Source organism: Paenibacillus rubinfantis (assembly GCF_001486505.1).
Lineage (GTDB): Bacteria > Bacillota > Bacilli > Paenibacillales > Paenibacillaceae > Fontibacillus > Fontibacillus rubinfantis.
Map to the genome: position 1 here is coordinate 121,484 of NZ_LN909059.1, position 18,060 is coordinate 139,543.

The following is an 18,060-nucleotide window of genomic DNA, read 5'->3' on the forward strand; positions in this document are numbered from 1 at the left end:
TTCTGATTGTAATATATCAATTAAGTAATATACAAGAATGGAGGCGATTCATGTTTGAAGTACGTGGGCTTGGTCTTAGGTGGGATCTTCTCGGCGATCGGGCACATGCTGGGTTTCATCTTCAAGAACATATACATAGCCATTCGCCGATTTACCCTTGATCCTGCGAACAAAAACGTAATATGGAACATTCAGGCGTTCTCGTTGCTCTTTTTCCTTATATTGATTTTTTTATGGTTGGTTGGACGATACCAGGATGTGATATATGGAGCAGCGGAGCCCGTATTTTTTCGAGCAATACCTTTGCTTGTTGCCTGCTTTCTGGGACATACGATATATTCATGTCCAGCTTTATTCCAAAATCAGTACGCGAAACCGGTAATTCAAACATTTTTGAATGCTTTCAGCGCCCTCGCGTTGGGGCAGATAATCCTTTGTTATGTGGAGAGGACCCCGGGACTTATCATTGCAGCGTTCTTGCTCGTCCTGGCAGTGTACCTGACACTCCACTACACACTGAAGATGAATGTAAATGCAACGATATTTAGCAAACTTACCGCTACCGCGGAACAAGCAGCTGCCAATGCAAACGTGCAAAAGCAGAAGGCTCCAAAGAAAGGGGACGCTAATACAGGGGATGACAAGGAGGTAGAAAGCGAATCATTCCCAAGGGAAGGGCTAATGGAGCTCGGGGGGATCGACTTAAATCAACCCGGTTGTCTCAGTCACTTGCGGTACTACTCCGAAGCATGCGAATTGGAGCTCTTCTATACGCGGCCCACGAAGGAAAGACAAAGCCAGCTCATGAAACTTTCACGTAATGACCGACCTCAGCACGGTCAAATCATTGCGGGCACCGGCGCAGGTAAAACACTGTTCGCAACAAACCTTATTACGCAAGACCTCTTGAATGACTTCATGGGGAGCACCATTATTGACCCAAAAGGCTCTTTGATTAAACGCCTGGCGAATTTTTTAGATCGCGTCGGCCGACCGTATCACAGACTTGACCCTCAAACCGATGATTCGGATTGTCTGAATCCTTTCTTTGTTCCGGAAGGAAAGGATATTGAACCGATGATCGAGGCAAACGTCGCTGCTTTCCATGCCTACTTAGGACCGGATGCAGTCCAATACTTCAAGAGCCGCGCAACGCAGTTGTTCAGGGTAGGGGTTAAGGCTCTTAAAATGGTTTACGGAAATGATGTTACGTATAACGAGCTCGACCGTCTTATTCAGCCATTGAATGATGACTTTCGCGCGGAAGTCATCCATCAGCTCACATTGCAAGGCAAAGACAACCAAGTCCCGCTCCTGCTTGAATACACAAGGAACATGGCCGGATCTCCGAAAATGCAGGAGCATGCGATGCAAACTTACTCGAACTTATACGACTATCTATCCGAACTTACCTCGAACAAATACATTCAGAAAATCTTCTGCGGGAAGTCGACTTTCAGCATTGACGAGGCATTAGAAAACGGTGAGATCATTCTATTCAACGGGGCTTATGGTACATTGCAAACTCTGACTTATACAGCCGGTCGGTTGTTCCTTAACCTCATGCGGGCAAGTACGTTCCGTCGAAATCTTGATGGAAAGGTTCGCCCTCATCAACTAACCGTGGACGAGCTGGAGATGTTTGCCGATGAGGAGTTTTCTACTTTCTTGGAGATGGCTCGTGAATTTGAAGTGTACGTAAACGTTATCCACCAGGGCAACGAACAACTTAATGACGTCAGCAAGCGACTTGCTGCGATGATAAAGCAGAACGCTGTCCAGAAATTTATCTTGGCGGGCCTCGATCCGGATGACGCAAAATATTATGCGGATTTGATTGGCGAAGAGTATAAGATCGGGCAGAGCAGCGGTACGGACGAAATGTCCACGACTGGATTCAGAACGCAGATTAAGGAAGAAAAGCGCTACACGGTGATGCCGAAAGAAATTCTAAGCCTAAAAGGGTATAACCCAGAAACGGGAGAGCCGGCCGAATGCTTGTTCCGTGGGGTGCATAACAATGTAAGACTTGAGCCTGTCATTGGACTGATCTATCCGCTCCCAAGAGTATTATTCTCTCCAATCAATCGTCCATCGACTGACTTAGACGATGTTGAGGAGCGTCTGGACGAACAAATCGAACGCGGGACGGAGGTTGTTGTGCAAGTCGATATCGAAGAGACCCCGGCAGCACAAAAGGCTGTTGAAGTTGAAAAGGATGAGGCTCGGCTTGAACGAATAAAGAGAAATGCCCAACAAAGAAAAGAACAGCAGTCGGCAGTCGAGGCAGAACACGCCGGAATGGCACCCGTAGCGATTGCTGAAGAGCAAAGCATTAAGCAGGAAACAATCCGAAATCCCCTGTGGGATGAGCCTCGTGAACCGGGGCAGGAAAACTCCGAGAAAGAGGAGAAAGGAGAGGGGATCGTCTCCCCAAGCGGCGTAACATTTAAGCCGGCCAGCATAGACGACAAGGCACTAAAAATCGCTCAACAAATTAAGCGGGATGCGCAGAATGCCCGTAATGCGAAAGAGAGTAGCAAAACGGAGTAATCCGTTTGCTACTCTTTTTGTTCCTCATTCATTTTATGGAACAGATCATTGAATTCCTCGTACACTTTTTTTCCAAGCGGGGTTAAGCTATACAGCTTCTGCCGACCACTCGTATTGAACTGAACAAAACCCAATGCTTCGATCCAACAGAGAGCATAATTGAGTTCCCCGCGGCGCACTCTACTTTCAATCGATAGATCTTCTTTATTGTAGTCCTTATTAGATAACGCCTGCATGATAAGTTTGGGCGCATTTGGTAGTTTAGAGATCATGGACTCCAAATATGGCTTTAACTGCATGGACAGGTCAAAATCTTGAGCCATTTTTACTTCACCGAACCTTTCGGGATACTAGTATATATATTAACACACAGTATAACTAAATAATATATATCAATTAGAGCAATTACTTACCAAATGTTGACTGCATATGGAGCATCAATCTTCCTAGTACATTCTACCTAATTTTAACCTCAATTTATAGAGGGGGATAATAAAGTTTATCAAAAATTTTGTGCTTCAGGGTCTTGGTATTATAATAAGTTTTACAGTAAGGCACTGGAAGGGAGGGCGGCGTAATGCACCACTTTATCGATCCTTCAATCAAACCAATTGTGGTAACCAACATTGACGGCCAGGTACTTTATATACGAACAAATGGCCTTACTCACTATGGTTACCCGGATCTATACCTTGAAGGCACAATAGCAGACTACGAGATGCTTTTCTACTCGATCCTTGATCGGATCTATTCTCTCGATTTTGACGTACAGGGAGTATGGGTTTTTAATGGTCGTTTACTGCGGTTTGAAGTAGACGAAGTGGAAAACGTCGCCCGTATTGTATTCCCAAAAGCCGATGACGTTAGGATTGTTACCATCAACAATCCCGTATCAGAAAAACCAGTCAAATATATGACCAAGGGCCTGACGGAGCTCTTTAACCATCCGGAAGCCTATATTGCCGCCGATGTCCCCTTTGCGAGAGGAATCCTGTTGCACCTTATTGAGCAGGTCGCTGGGGGAGAAGCGTTTGATGCTGATTCGTATATTGTTTACGAAGACTTTGAATATTCGGTTGTGCCGGAGACCGACCGTTATGGCGATGTGATGCTTAATCTCAGGTTCACAGAAAAGCCGAAGGTAAAGCCGGTGACTCAAATCCGAGCCAAAGGATCATCATCACATTTAAGAAGGGTCAAATAAATGCCCTTCATTTTTTTACCATGCTATTGTAGTATATTGATAGATATATATACTAATTAACTAACCAATATACAAGAGAAAGGAGTCCCATGATGAAAGGAGCATTCGATTGGTTGATGAAAAGCTAATCAGCGAATTGGAATTCGTCTTAACTCACCCTTCCTGCAGCGTAGAGAGGATCGAGAACTTTTACAACAACTGCCTCATGTTAAACGAATCGGTCCCAATCTACGCTTTCGTAACAGTGATGAAGCGAATCAATCCCGGCATCTTGCAGGAGTGGTCGAACCGAAATGCAACTATCCGCATGGCCCTTGACGACTTGGGGGTTCAGTTTGATGAACTCGATAAGCCGGAATCATACTCCATTCATATCCAAATTGACTTGTCGCGATACTCGCCGTCTCGTGGTTTATACAAGATTACGTGGCAGTCTGAAATGGACGAGAAGACGGTTAATCGAATGTTTAAGAGAAGGGCGATCAAGGTCACTGACAGGAAGCAAGGAGTTTTGGAGCTCGTTGGTTTCCGAGCTGTGACCGATCAAAAATACACGCTCTATATCAAGGCCAAGGAGGAATCCGCATGATTAACGAAGCGCTGGTCACCAATCCGATGCAAGAATATCGCACGTCACTGCGTCGGAGACAAATCCATCAAGGAGTTGTAATGGGGGTCGAAGTGCACGAGCCGCACGGCAAGAAAATGCAATGTGCACTTGTCCGACTCAATAACGGTCTGAAAGGCTTGATTTATGAGGATCAGTTTGACCGCCACAAGTTCCGATCGCTAGTCGGCTTTATCGATCACACGATCGACTTTATGGTTCTCGATGTACAGAAGATGGGGCTGGACCCCGATAAGGTCCAAGTGTTTGATGAGGAGAAAGGGATCGTCCTCTTATCCCGTATTCAGGCACTTGAAGAACTGCAGGAGGAGTTTTGGGAGACTGCACAGGAAGATCATGTCGTAACCGGTACGGTTTCCGGATGGGAAGATGAGCGACTATATCTCCTTGTGAAAGGCGTGACATGCGTCCTTGCTGTTCAGGATTATGAATACGACTGGACGCCGACTGCCCGGAATCTTGTTCCTCTTGGAACGTCGCTGACCGTCAAGATCAAAAAGATCGACAGGGAGAAAAAGCAGGTTCGCGTTTCTCGAAAAGAGCTGCTTGAAGATCCATGGAATCGTGTACGTGAAAATTACGGAGTCAACAACTACTATTCGGGCGTGATCACGAGCGTCGTGGAAAATGTCGGCATCTTCGTAAAGCTGCAACCTGGAGTAGAAGCGCTGGCATGGTTCCCGCCTAAGTCTCCGCCGCACGGCACGCTGGTAGGGAAGAGCGTGAGCCTCCGCATTAAGAATATCGACATTGAGAAAAGGCGCATCCGGGCAAGAATTATTAAATTCCCTCACGAAGTTTACTAGGGGGATTTGAGATGGAATATCATGTGTCACCGTTGATTAAAACGGAGGACCAACCGACGCTTCAGCCAAAACCTGTGTGGGACGATCCTTATGCCTACATTACGGGTATGGATCCGCTGACACGCCACGAGTTTTACTACATCGAAGAGAAAATTAAGCAAGGTTGGATCACCGACAGAGACATTGAACTCGTTCGATTTTTATTTGTTCATCGGTGGGTAACTCTACCGCAAATCCAGCGCCTTTTCTTCCCAGACGCGGAACGGGAAGAGACGGCGAAGAAGAGGGTTCGTAAACTGCTCAAGCACGGATTGATTCGCAGGATTCAATGGAAAAGCTACTCGAATCCGAACGAAAATCGGCAGAGCTATTATGAACTCGGCGCGAGCGGAGCGGACATTCTGAAATTTCGATACGGCGTATTCTTGGGGCACCGCGATCCGAGAGCGACGCGTCCCACGACAATGCTATACCGTATGAAGTATGTCGTTACAAACGAGCTTTATATTCAGCTCCGCGATAACTTTGACATGACGCACTTCGAATTTCATCCCATTCTAAGCTTAAAAGAAGAGCAACAAATCCCGACTGCTCGATACATTCTCCGGACGCCCAAAGGAAAGGCACTCACGTTCTATTTGGTCGTTCACCGAGAAGATGAGAAGTGGATGAAGACTCTTCGTTACCAGGCGCAGTTCTATAAGCAATACCTGGGCAGTGTAGAGCGGGATGCAATTCTTGTCTTTCTCGTTTCAACCGAGGATAAGGCACGTCTTGCAAACAAAATATTGCTCCAGGAAGGGGCTGCGCAGTCGTCGTGGTTCATTACAGACGAGGATTTATATAATCCCGATATGAGCCTCAAGACGAGCTTTTTTACTTACGAGAATGACAATAGACGGTATTACGACCTGAATTGACGGGTTGGTTTCAGTTGATTCTTGTATATTAACTAATATATTGATATGCAAGAATTAAAGGAGACAAGGGGGGCAAATATGAATCGTATATTTTTGGCCACCCCGGATAGGGACGAAGCAGAATGGTTTGCGGATGAACTTAATGATAGCGGACGCATCGTAAGGACGATCGATTCCCTCGATTTCTTTGTTCCACAGTGGGAATCCGTAGAAGCGAACGTCGTGATTTTCATGGAGAGCATCATTCAATCCGAGGAATCATTCCAACGTTTGATCACGAAAATCCGGGATGATCGTCCGGGCGTTGCCATTATGTTGGTGTATCACCGAGACGAAGACGACTTCATCAGAACATTACTCGATGACGGGATAACCTGTCTAAATTATATGGATTTGGAGCCTGGGATCGTCGAAGTCAGAATGCTTGGGGCACTCGGGGTCGCTGCACCGGTTCATATTCGTCAACCCGAAAGTAATGGTGAAGGTGAGAAGAATGAACAAGTGTACGAGGATGATTGGCGGGCGACGGATAGCGAAGTAGTGGAAGCGGCCGTTGAGACGGTAGTCGACGACCATCAAAACGAAGAAGAGCATTCATCGGAACGGGCGGCATTTAATCTCGGGGAAAGGGCAAGGGAGTTCGGGAGGCATATCTCTGCGACGAGCATTAAGCTATTCTCCAAGATCGAGGAGAAGAAGAAACAAATTACGGAAAGCAAAAAGCAGGCGGCAATAGATACGATACGCACGGAAGATTACGATTTCGAACCGGTCACCAAAGGTAACAACAGAAGGAAGAAGGATCGGTTTGTAGGGGGAACAGCGGTAATTGCGGTTACCGGAGTTAATCAGGGAGTTGGCTGCACGCATACAGCCATAATGATCGCCAATTATCTGGCGAGGGATAATTACCCGGTGCTTCTTATTGAAGCGAATGATTCCAACGACTTTGTTGAAATTGAGGCTGCATACGAGGGCGTTGTAAATCCATCAACACTTAAAAATCCAACATTTACGATTCACGGTGTCAGATACCTTAAAGCAGTAAAAGAACTCAATCTGTATCAGCATCTTTCCGGTAATTACGCTTTTATCATCTTGGATTTAGGTTCGTATTCGACGACGGACTGGTATGAAGAGTTTCTGCGAGCCAATATTTCTATCGTCGTTGGCTCGGGGAGCGATTGGAAGCAGAAAGATATCCTGCGGTTTTTCCGGGAACAAATTCATCTTGATCAGAGCAGGTGGAAGTTGTGCGTTCCAATGGCTACGAAACAGACGATTGGAGATATAAGGAAAAGTCTGCCGAAGCGGAAGATTCACGCGCTGCCTTATCAACCGGATCCATACAAAGCAGATAAAGCACTGAATGCCGTCTTGGAGGACGTGCTAAGGCTTCATCAACACCAAAGATTGTCGGTTCTCAAGAAAAAGATGCAGGCGTACTTCCATGATAACTAAGGAAAGAGAGGGAGAATGGTGTCCTCCATAAGACAACGCACGAAGCACTTAATTTATGCGGGAGTAACCGGCGTTCTTGTCAGCTCGCTTCTGTTCGCCTCGCTTGGTCTGTATGGCTATCAGCAATTGGGCAAGCAGCAGGATGTCATCGTCGAACAATACGAAGCAAAGCTGCGCGAGGCGGAAGAATTCAAGAGAGAGCAAATGAAACAAAAAGCGAAGGTACTACTCGCTTCGCAGGATATTAAAGCCGGCGAAACTTTAACTGCCGAAATGTTTACGGTTGGTGAACTCCCGGCAGAGAATGTTCCTGACAATATTATTTCTGACGTTAATGAAGTGGTCGGGAAAGTCACAAAAATCGAGATCAGCAAGAACGGCACCGTTATCCCTACCATGCTTTACGAAGAGGGCAGAACACCGAGGGATATGCGGGCCGCCGAATACACGATCATCTCGCTTCCAAGCAAGCTGCAGAAGGATGACTACATCGACGTCCGGATTAACTTCCCGACGGGTCAAGATTATACGGTGCTGGGAAAAAAACGGGTGCAAGACTTGGCCGCCGGCACAGTATGGTTGGATGTGAATGAACAGGAGATTCTCACCATGTCGAGCGCAACGGTGGACGCGTACCTTAACGACGGGAAGATTTACGCCCTCGTTTATAAGGATCCGCAAATGCAGGACGCGCCTGTCGTCAATTACCCTGTAAATCTCAAAGTGCTTGACCTCATGCTCGAAAACCCGAATCTAATACGAAACGCGAAACAGACGTTGAGCAGAAATGCAAGGACGTTGCTGGAGAACGATATCAAGGAAATGTCTGCTGAGGAACGGCAAAAAGTCACCACAGGCCGGGCGGCGGAAGTTTCGCCAATCACAAGTGGCGTAGACGGATCGGACGCGGCATCTGAATCGGCTTCGACAACGCAGCATTCCCAGCCGCTTCTATCGCCAAACGGAATTACGCCTGGTAATTCGCAACAACAACCAAGCACGGGTACGTCGCAGAGCGGAAACACGCCGGCAGGGAACACGACGGTCCCGCTCCCGCCCGCAGATGCGGCGCCGGCAACGAGTGAGAGTTCTACAACAACGCAGCAGAAAGAAGAGGCAATTTATCAAGAATCGATCGACGGGGCAATACAGCCATAAGTAAAGGGGGTGCATAGCATGAAGCATCTATTGTTTCTAGGATCGGTTGATAAATCCGATTTCGTGATGTATCTATGCAAAATGCTCACCGCGGCGGGGAGTAAGGTTCTTCTCAACGACGCGACAAAAAATCATTGGTCCACGTTCTACCTGAGTTCGATGGACAATGATCTGATGGAATTCGAGGGATTCGATGTCTATCGGAACGAAAAGTCGTTTGCGCATCTCGTTTCGGGTCAGGTCGCAACCGGCTACGACTTCATCGTAACGGATACGGACCGAGAAGACCACGTTACATTCGAACAATTCCGTTTGGCGGACAAACGATTTCTTGTTACGACATACGAACGGTCAGTTTTGATGATGAACCAGCAAATAATCAAGCGCATCTATTCTACTGTGGAAAAACCGAATCAGCTTGAAGTCGAACGGATCATCCTATCCGCGGTCGAAAGTAACAGCATCGACGAGGAGTACATGAACCTGTTATTCGAGGATATCCTCATCATTTGGCCGGACGAGTCCATTGAAATTCCGGTGGACGAGGTAGACCATGCAATCAAAGTTGAGAATCAGCACAATCATCGGCTGCTTCTAAAAAGACTGTCTCGTCGTTACCGGTCGGCTTTGACTGGCATCTGCCAAGAAGTGACGGAGACCGACCGCCGAACGATGAAGACTGTCTGGAAAACTGCTTTAAGGAGGGCTTGATATGCCGCAAATTGCATTTTGGGGGCCCCTTCACGGACAAGTCGGCACCACAAGCAACACGATTGCCGCGGCCGCTACTTTAGGCACGGTAACGACGCTGAAAACCTTGATTTCGCATACGCATTGGGCGCATTCAACGCTGGAGCGGGCGTTTCTAAAGAACGTTTCCCTCTTCGACAGCAACTTCATCAATTTTACGGACGTCGGCCTGGACGCCTTGGCACGTTTCGCAAAAAGCCGGAAGTTGGAACCGGATATGGTGAAGGATTATACCCATCCGATCATTAAGGACCGGCTCGATCTTCTGTACGGCACCACTAAGAGCGACGAAACCGTTGGCGAGCTCATTCACGTCATCAATGACATTCTTACCAATGCAAGCAGATATTACGACCTAACCCTTGTTGACGTAAATAGCGGAGCGTTTAATTCGCTTACAAGAGCGGTCGTTCAAAATTCCGATTTGGTCGTGATCTGCTTGAATCAGAACAACTCTATATTGGAGCGGTATTTTGGGGGCGAGTGGGATGATTTCTTAGGCGACAAGCCGCGCCTTCTGGTGCTCGGGCAGTACGACAGAGACGTTCACAATACCTACTCCAATATATCGCGGAAGTTCAAGTATAAGGCACCGATCTATACGGTTCCACGGTGCGCCGCGTTTTTGAACGCATATAACGAAAGCGCGATAATGGAGTTCTTCATGCGCAATCGGCATGTGACGAAGCGGGACGAAAACTACTTTTTCTTTGAGGAAGTGCGCCGGCTCGCGCAAGGAATCTGCAATCAAGGCGGTATCAACTGGAAGATGTACAGCGAACGGGGGGCATGATCTAACGTGAATGTCCCAATGCTCATCAACTACGTCTTTATCGCATTTATCGTATTGAGCTCGACTGCGCTGCTTTTTCTTCGATTTGCGGCAAAGAAGGACGAGCCTGACAAGACGGAGGAAATCGACGAAAAGAAGTTCAGTATCGAATCGATTACCGAATATGTCAAAAACACCCTCAACGAAATCACAAATAGCAATTTGTACGATCTTGGATTGTCGGAAGAAGAGTTCCGCCGTAGGGCGCGGAAGAGGGCGGAACTGAAACGCGCATTGAAAGAATGTTCGCTCGGTGATATCCACAATAAAGCCTATGTGAAAGCCTTCATCTATGACCTTCTTCGGCAGACTTACGGATTTAACGAACAGAATATTAACTATGTTATCCATTTTGAAGAGTCGCCGCGGCTGAGCAGCCAAGACAAGTTCGAGATTCTGCTACACGTATTGCAGAAGAAGCATAAGTACAATGCGCTCGACTACATGTTCAAGAAATATCAGCTGGACGAACTGAAGACCGTGACTGAAGGCGAAGAGAGCCCTTCGTATATCGTTACGGCCGACGAAATCGACCATGTGTACCGGAAAGAAGTCAAAGGGCTGACGTTTGAAGACAAGCTCTGGATCATCGTCCAACGGGTTTACCAGCAATATAAAGGCTTCGGAGTGATCGACGAGATCAGGGACATGAATATCGACGGTGTGTCCGGCGGCGTCAGCGGCATACCCGCTTCCAGCGTTTACTTCGGGGAGGATGGCGATATCTATACCGAACAAATGAGCAAGGTCACCATTCCGAAGGATTATGATAGCGTTTGGGTTTTCTATAAGGGAAAGTCAGTTCACCTGTCGTTCCTGTCCTTCGGCTCCGAGTTGGAGTTGAAGCGGGTTTGCCAGAACATCTATAAATTCAATAACCCTGGCCAGTTAACGGAGGTTAACGGCTACAAGGTAAACGAGATGAAAGACGGCTCCCGCGTCGTGGTCGTTCGACCAAACATGGCGGAAACGTGGGCTTTTTTCGTCCGGAAATTTGATATCCCGAATGCAAGCCTTGAAATTTTGATCGATGACGCGAAATTCGGGAATGCGTCCATGGTAAGAAAACTCCTCATCTACTTGATGAAGGGTTGCCGGGTGACTGCCTTTACCGGGGCGCAGGGATCGGGCAAAACAACGCTCATGATGGCAGTCGTGAAGTACATTGCCGCAACGCTCCCGCTTCGGATTCAGGAGATGGCCTTCGAATTGCACCTCCGGAAGATTTATCCGTGGCGGAACATTCTCTCCTTTAGGGAGACCGATACTGTGAGCGGGCAAGAAGGACTGGACCTGCAAAAGAAGACAGACGGTTCGGTCAATATTCTTGGCGAAGTCGCGACGGATCCGGTTGCAGCTTGGATGATCCAAATGGCGCAGGTGGCGAGTCTGTTCACAATCTTCTCGCACCACGCCAAAACATTCCCCGATCTCGTCGAGGCTCTGCGCAATTCGCTGCTGAAAGAACGGATCTTCTCAGACGAAAAGATTGCCGAACTTCAGGTCGTTCGGGTTATTAACTTTGACGTTCACTTGGTCAGGGATTACGACGGGAAACGATACATTGAGCGTATTACCGAATGTATTCCATTGGCGCGAGATGAAGAGTATCCGACGGATTTTACCGAAGCAAAAAGTTTCAAGGAGATATTCAGACTCTTCGCCATGACGATGGCCGAATACTTCAGACGGCGAACCGACCGGAAGACATACGAGTACCGCGATATCATCCGTTACGTGGACGGAAATTATGTGTGGGTCAATGACCTTTCCGAGCACAACCGGGAAGAAATGAAGAAGCATATGTCTGCTACGGATCGACGGGAGTTCGAGGAGTTCCTTGCCTCTCATGCTAAGGGGGATGCGGCATGATTCAAATTGCAGCTATTGTCTTACTGCTGACCCTCCTTGGAGCGCTCGTCCTTTACGTTATGGCTAAACGGGCAGAGAGGAAAGAGGAGTCGGCCGTCGGGCCGGTCTTAGCGACCCGGGCGGAGCTAACACCAATGAAAAAAGGGCGTCAATATTGGAATAACGTCCTCCAGCAGTCGTACATCCGTGCCGTGCGACTTCCGTTCCTGCAAGGGTACGTCATGAAAATCCGAAAGCGCTTGTCCACCTTACAATCATACGATGAATACACGATGAGAAGGGAGACTATGCGAATCACCTTCCTCGCACTGGGCGGGCTCGGGATCGGTACGATAGTGCTCATCCTCTTGACGCGGGACTGGACGTATTTCTTCTTCATCGTCATAACAGCGTTGATCATCAACGGCTCCCTCATTGACGTCTTCGTCAACCGTGTGGAGGACCGGCTGCTTTACCAACAGACCGAATCCATGGCTGATATTCGTCACTATTTTCATCAACATGGCATGGTGGACGAAGCGATTTATGAGGCGGCCGAGATTGCTCCCTACGAGATTTCGTTGCATCTAAAAAAGATTCACGAAATCCTGACGTCCAATAATCCGCAGGAGCAGCTCGACGCTTACTATGAGGTCGCACCAAACCGCTACCTGAAGATATTCGCCGGAATTTCCTATCTGGTGAAAGAGTATGGTGACCGGGTGCTTGAAAAGGGCTCTATGTTCCTCAACTCGCTGAACCGGTTGAAAAACGATATCTTCACCGAGATTCTGCGGAGAAAGAAATTGAGCTACAAGCTGAAAGGTCTCTCGGCTATGGCGGTCATTCCCATTTTTTTTATTAAACCGATTGAGAACTGGGCATCCAATTACTTCCCGCTACTGGCGGATTACTATGTAAGCAAAATCGGATTTTTAACGAAAGTCCTAATCTTCCTGGTCGTCCTTGTTAGTTACACCTTACTACGGAAGATGCAAGAGAATGACGATATCCGATACGTCGCCCAAATATCCAAGCATAGATGGAAGAAAGCTCTCTATCAAAAAGCGTACGTCAAGTGGATCGTTGACCGCTTCGTTCCTGCGAAAAACACGAAGGACTTTTTCAAAATGACGAAGCTGCTCAAGGACACCAATTCTACCTTGACGGTGGAATGGTTCACGATGAACCGTTTGATATATTTCATCCTGGCCACCATCACAGCATTATCCATTTTTATCTATCAGCATTCCGCCGAAATCAATCGAACGCTCAACGCCAACATGACCCCGCTTACGATGTTTGGCAAGCCGACCGCGGAGGAGGCGCTTGCTATTGAGCAGACGAACGATTTCGATCGTGAAGTCATTAAGCAGTTGAAGGGGGTGACAGCGAATTTATCCGACAGAATTGCCGCGATCGTAAACGAGGCGTCCGACGGGGATGCAGACCCATCCGAGATCACCGCAGCGGTAGCCCGGATCGCAGCAAAAGTTGACGCGATCAACTCCGAATATCTGAAGTGGTGGGAGGTAGTGATAAGCCTTGCGGCCGGATTTACAGCTTATTTCGCGCCGCTTTGGATTTTGAATTTCCAGCGACGGCTACGCGAAATGGAAATGAAGCTCGAAGTGGATCAGATGCACACGATCATCGCGATGCTTTCTGAAAATGAACGAGCTTCGGTAGAAATGACCCTTGAATGGATGGAACGGTACGCCATCATTTTCAAGCAACCGTTAAAAACGTGCTTATTGAACTACGAGTCCGGCGCCTATGCAGCGCTTGAAGAACTCAAAATTGATGCACCGTTTACGCCGTTCGTGCGGACAGTCGAACGCCTTCAAAACGCACTTGAGAGAGTACCGCTGAAGGAGGCATTCGATGATCTGGAAACCGACCGGAATTTCTACCAAGAGGAACGCAAGCAGGAGAACGAAAAGACAATCGACGGCAAGAGCAGCTGGGGGAACATCCTTGGATTCGCCCCAATGATGTCAATCGTTATGCTCTATCTTGTAGTACCATTCATAGTCACAAGCGTTATGAACATGAACACCTATTACAAACAGATTCAAATGATTAGTTAAAAGGAGATGGACAGAACATGCCAGGACAAAGCTCCTCGGAAGGATTGAAATTTGGTGCTAATCTGTTTCTTACGGTCGCATTCATCACCCTTTGCGTAATGGTCTTCTTAATCGCGCAGGACGGCTCCAAGTCCGCAACGGCCAAGTTCTCCGGCTTGAACACGGAGCTGTCCCAATCGGAATTCGTCGTATATCAAGGCTCCACCGTGTCCGGCAGCCAAGTATTGAACGCGATCCGGAAATACACAGGGGAAAATAAAGAGTTCGGGGTATCCGTGAAAACGGGAAAAGCACCGACGCCCGTATGGTATGGCCGAACGGTTAACAATACGGTAGCTGCCGGGACGGCCGGATACGGCTCTGTAATGGGACCCGGGACGGGAAACCTTGTCAATGCGCAAGCTGAGACGCACAACGATTATGTAAACCCCAACGGAACGTTTACGTCTAATATCATCAAAGACGAGAACAACATGGTCCGTGGGATCGTCTTCGTGCAAACCAACTAATCCGAACATGGATGTGCCTCTCTTTGAGAGGGGCACATCACCCACACGGGGGATACCATGAGAAAAAATACCCTGGACGTGCTTATCTTTATGGCGATGGCTTTTATGTTCGTCGGTGCGCTGACGAACGGAATCCTCCAATACAATCAAACCTCAAGGACGCTGGATTTAACTTACGATACCGGTCAGAAGTTCGATCGGAACGTCTCAACGACCCGAAAAATAACGCCGGAATACACCGTTACTGGTGCGCAGGTCCTCCAATCCATCAACCTAATTGCAGATATTGGCTGCAACATTATCGTTAGGAGCGGGGCAAGCCAAGCGACGTTTTTACCGACGTTAGACATACATAATACGAACGTTTCGATTGTAAATCTCTCGCGGACCTATAAACCGACTTATAACCGCGGAGCGGACGGATCATTGACAAGTATAGTTTTTGTGATGCAGTAAGGGGGAGCATGATGAACTACTTCGGAAAGGTCTATGTCGCAATCCTCGCTGCGTTGGTTCTGTATCTATGGCCGGCATCCGAGACGTATGAGAGGCAGGATGATGTTTCGTATATGCTTGCCTTCAAAGCCGTAACGAATTTCGTGGATGCTGCCCGCGACAAAGGGTATATTACGCCCCAGGCATACAACGACTTCATTAACGAGCTCCTGCTGACCGGAAACAGCTACGATGTTCAGTTAGAGCATTATCATAAAAGGTACAATCCGGTTTATACGGATCCGGCGAATCCGGCGACATTCCAGAACAAATTTAACGTTGATTATGAGGGTTTCTATACCAATCAGATTATGGCCATTCTTTTTCCAAAAAACACGTTACCCAAAAATTCAGAAGCACGGAAGTACAAAATGTCGGTCGGCGATTATTTCAGTGTCAAGGTGACCAACAAAAACAGGACGAATGCAACGATCATCCGAGATATGCTTAATTTCGGGGACTCGGCTTCAAATACTCGAATCTATGTTCCATATGGGGGAATGGTGATGAATGAAGATTACTAATTTCATCATTATTTTCGTTGTCATTATGCTCCCATTCCAATACATCAACAACCACAAGACGAATTCGGCGAGACTGACGCTTGAAAAGCAGGTTCTTTACGACGCGGCCATAGACGCTGCAGTACGGGATGCGGCAAGGGCTTTGGATTTCAATGTAAATCAAAATTATGAAGTCCAGTATCAATCCCGAAAAAACATCAGGGTCAACCCGAGTGAGGCGATTAAAGCCTTCTGGAACACTCTTTTCCTCAACTTCGAGATCAAGGACGATCGGGTTATGCAGGGAGTTCTAAAGCGTTACGTGCCGGCTTTGGTCATTATTGGCTACGACGGTTCCTATTCCTATGCCATGGAACGGTATCGGAATGCGGCAAACGTGACGGAAATGGAGCACCTGCTTCAGCCGAAGAAGCCGTATGCCTATTCCGACTCAGCTGGAAACAGCATTTCCTTTACGCTGGACGACTTCGTATCCGTTTATGTTCGCAGCACGAATACTTGGCATTACGGGAGAAGAGCAGAGGTCGCGCCCCAATGCCCAACGGTTGCTTTATTACAGAATGCTGACTTGTTTGATCAAGTGCGCAGGGCAACAATCGTAAAGTCGATTCAGAGCGATATTGAATATCACATCAACTATTACAATGAACATGCGACACGATATGGGATATCCTATACGTTCACGCTGCCGAGTATCCCGGATGAGGCATGGAACAACTCCATCGAAGACGTTGGCGTATTGGCATTCATTCAGGGACTCCCGCTCGGACATACAACGTACAATCATTATGCCTTTGGCGGTGCTAGGCTTGTGAAAAAGCCTGAAATAAGGGCTGTCACTCGCAACTCGAACGGAGTCAAATATTACTTTAAGAATGAATGCTCCAGCTACTTCACCAATGCGCATTACACCTTGCAAGAAACGTTCACGAGCGAGAGGGAAGCGGCAGAAGCTGGATACCATCCGTTAAGTTGTAGTAACCCAAGTCTTATCACCCATCCGCACACGCCATAATAGCACGAAAAATTTTGGAGAAATTCAATCTGGTAGTAAAATTATACTATAAAGGTAATTTCATGAATGATTGAGGAGGAGCTCGTATGAAGAAGAAAATTACGATTTTTACTTTGGCGGCAGCGCTGATCTTTTCAGCTGTAATCTGGCAGAAAGGTGAGCACTCGGCTAATGCGGCAGCGGCCTCGTTCCCCGATATAAAAGGACATTGGGCAGAACAAAGCATTAAAGAAGCAGTTGCGAAGGGTTACGTCAATGGATATCCGGACGGCACGTTCGGCCCGAACAACACGCTGTCGCGTGCGGAGTTCGTGAAAATGATCGTCGCTGCTCTCGGGATAAAAGTCAGCGATAACGCCGGCGGAGCTTGGTACAAACCATATTTTGATGCGGCGACGGCGGAAGGGATCTACGTGAATGGGGATTTCGCCTCCAATGACTTCAACAAAGCGATGCCGCGTGTCGAAATGTCGAAGGTAGGCGTTCGTGCACTGGGCGAAAAGAACGTACAGGCAAAAGAGTGGATGTACCGCGCTACGAAACAGGGACTCATCCACGGTACGGCGCCGGGCGTTTTGTCCCCGGACGGAACAACAACACGCGCGCAAGCAATCACCGTTATTGAACGAATTCTTTCGGTGAAAGATGGAAAGAAACTTCCTGTCGATAAGTATGCTGTTAGCGCAGCAGAGCTCTATTGGCACAAGACAAATATCTTCTCGGTAGCACCTGAAATGTTTGATCGACCGGAGAACTACAAGCAAGGTGTTACAAACGGGGGGATGAATTCATGGAAAGAATCTCTGTTAACCTTAACCACGCCTGACGGAAAATATAAAGGGGAAGTTGAACAGTTGGTCGTAATTGATATGGCCGACCCGAAAGATCCAAACAGGAAACTTCTCCCGCCAATCAAGGAGCTTTCTTGGGCATCCTTCTCAACGATTCAAAAATTGCAAGAGGTAAGTGACGACTACATTATTCTATTAAAGACGAAAGACATCTTTAATAAAGACACGAAACTCTACGGCAAAGGCTTGAGAATAATGTTTGGTGGATTTGTGGAAGACGAGACCGGGAAAACGAAAAATTCACCACAACAACTAGTACATGGGGAAGAATCGCTGAACGCTTATATAGTCTCGAAGTCGAAATACAGCGTCGATAGGTCAGGATCCCTTCGAATCAATATTGAGGCGCCAGGGAAACCGGGAGCCCCCTTCACTAATGAGACTATCGTAAGGTCATACTTCGATAAGTAAGG

At 47.6% G+C, this 18,060-nt stretch carries 17 protein-coding genes; 16 read left to right on the forward strand and 1 reads right to left on the reverse strand.

Translation table 11 applies throughout. The annotated features are described in order from the left end of the window. Positions 1-63 precede the first annotated feature (63 nt). On the forward strand, positions 64-2,553 hold the full coding sequence (locus BN3277_RS02310; RefSeq protein WP_232436305.1) for a type IV secretory system conjugative DNA transfer family protein: 2,490 nt from the start codon (positions 64-66) through the stop codon (positions 2,551-2,553). 8 nt (positions 2,554-2,561) lie between these two features. On the opposite strand, the gene BN3277_RS02315 is transcribed toward BN3277_RS02310, so the two are convergent. Next, complete coding sequence (locus BN3277_RS02315) at positions 2,562-2,876, reverse strand: hypothetical protein (RefSeq protein ID WP_059040704.1); 315 nt, start codon at positions 2,874-2,876, stop codon at positions 2,562-2,564. Between the two features lie 254 nt (positions 2,877-3,130). On the opposite strand from BN3277_RS02315, the gene BN3277_RS02320 reads away from it, so the two are divergent. From BN3277_RS02320 to BN3277_RS02390, 15 genes are all read left to right on the forward strand, one after another. After that, positions 3,131-3,757, forward strand: a complete 627-nt coding sequence (locus BN3277_RS02320) for a hypothetical protein (protein ID WP_059040705.1) — start codon at positions 3,131-3,133, stop codon at positions 3,755-3,757. A gap of 109 nt (positions 3,758-3,866) precedes the next feature. Next, entirely contained in the window at positions 3,867-4,346 is a 480-nt protein-coding gene (locus tag BN3277_RS02325) for a hypothetical protein (RefSeq protein WP_059040706.1), read from the forward strand. Further along, positions 4,343-5,191 carry a 30S ribosomal protein S1 gene (locus BN3277_RS02330; RefSeq protein WP_059040707.1) on the forward strand — a complete coding sequence of 283 codons (849 nt, stop codon included), beginning with the start codon at positions 4,343-4,345 and terminating at the stop codon, positions 5,189-5,191. The genes BN3277_RS02325 and BN3277_RS02330 overlap by 4 nt, the downstream gene beginning before the upstream one ends. A gap of 11 nt (positions 5,192-5,202) precedes the next feature. Continuing rightward, positions 5,203-6,111, forward strand: a complete 909-nt coding sequence (locus BN3277_RS02335; protein ID WP_059040708.1) for a replication-relaxation family protein — start codon at positions 5,203-5,205, stop codon at positions 6,109-6,111. 78 nt (positions 6,112-6,189) lie between these two features. Continuing rightward, positions 6,190-7,572 (forward strand): P-loop NTPase family protein, encoded by a 1,383-nt coding sequence (locus tag BN3277_RS25685; protein ID WP_059040709.1) that lies wholly within the window; start codon positions 6,190-6,192, stop codon positions 7,570-7,572. Between the two features lie 15 nt (positions 7,573-7,587). Further along, on the forward strand, positions 7,588-8,730 hold the full coding sequence (locus tag BN3277_RS02345) for an SAF domain-containing protein (protein ID WP_059040710.1): 1,143 nt from the start codon (positions 7,588-7,590) through the stop codon (positions 8,728-8,730). Positions 8,731-8,748: 18 nt separating this feature from the next. Then, positions 8,749-9,441, forward strand: a complete 693-nt coding sequence (locus tag BN3277_RS02350; protein ID WP_059040711.1) for a hypothetical protein — start codon at positions 8,749-8,751, stop codon at positions 9,439-9,441. Position 9,442: 1 nt separating this feature from the next. Beyond that, complete coding sequence (locus BN3277_RS02355; protein ID WP_059040712.1) at positions 9,443-10,273, forward strand: CpaE/TadZ family protein; 831 nt, start codon at positions 9,443-9,445, stop codon at positions 10,271-10,273. A gap of 18 nt (positions 10,274-10,291) precedes the next feature. Next, positions 10,292-12,184: a pilus assembly protein CpaF gene (locus BN3277_RS02360; RefSeq protein WP_059040713.1), complete on the forward strand. Its 1,893-nt coding sequence runs from the start codon at positions 10,292-10,294 to the stop codon at positions 12,182-12,184. Further along, positions 12,181-14,253: a hypothetical protein gene (locus tag BN3277_RS02365; protein ID WP_059040714.1), complete on the forward strand. Its 2,073-nt coding sequence runs from the start codon at positions 12,181-12,183 to the stop codon at positions 14,251-14,253. Before BN3277_RS02360 ends, BN3277_RS02365 begins: the two co-directional genes overlap by 4 nt. A gap of 17 nt (positions 14,254-14,270) precedes the next feature. Beyond that, positions 14,271-14,762, forward strand: coding sequence for a hypothetical protein (locus tag BN3277_RS02370; protein WP_059040715.1), 492 nt, complete (start codon positions 14,271-14,273; stop codon positions 14,760-14,762). Between the two features lie 57 nt (positions 14,763-14,819). Next, a complete protein-coding gene (locus BN3277_RS02375) occupies positions 14,820-15,218 on the forward strand; it encodes a hypothetical protein (protein ID WP_059040716.1) in 399 nt (132 codons plus the stop codon). A gap of 11 nt (positions 15,219-15,229) precedes the next feature. Further along, on the forward strand, positions 15,230-15,781 hold the full coding sequence (locus BN3277_RS02380) for a hypothetical protein (RefSeq protein WP_316244802.1): 552 nt from the start codon (positions 15,230-15,232) through the stop codon (positions 15,779-15,781). After that, positions 15,768-16,796, forward strand: a complete 1,029-nt coding sequence (locus BN3277_RS02385; RefSeq protein WP_059040718.1) for a hypothetical protein — start codon at positions 15,768-15,770, stop codon at positions 16,794-16,796. The genes BN3277_RS02380 and BN3277_RS02385 overlap by 14 nt, the downstream gene beginning before the upstream one ends. An 86-nt stretch (positions 16,797-16,882) precedes the next feature. After that, entirely contained in the window at positions 16,883-18,058 is a 1,176-nt protein-coding gene (locus BN3277_RS02390) for an S-layer homology domain-containing protein (RefSeq protein ID WP_059040719.1), read from the forward strand. Positions 18,059-18,060: the final 2 nt, after the last annotated feature.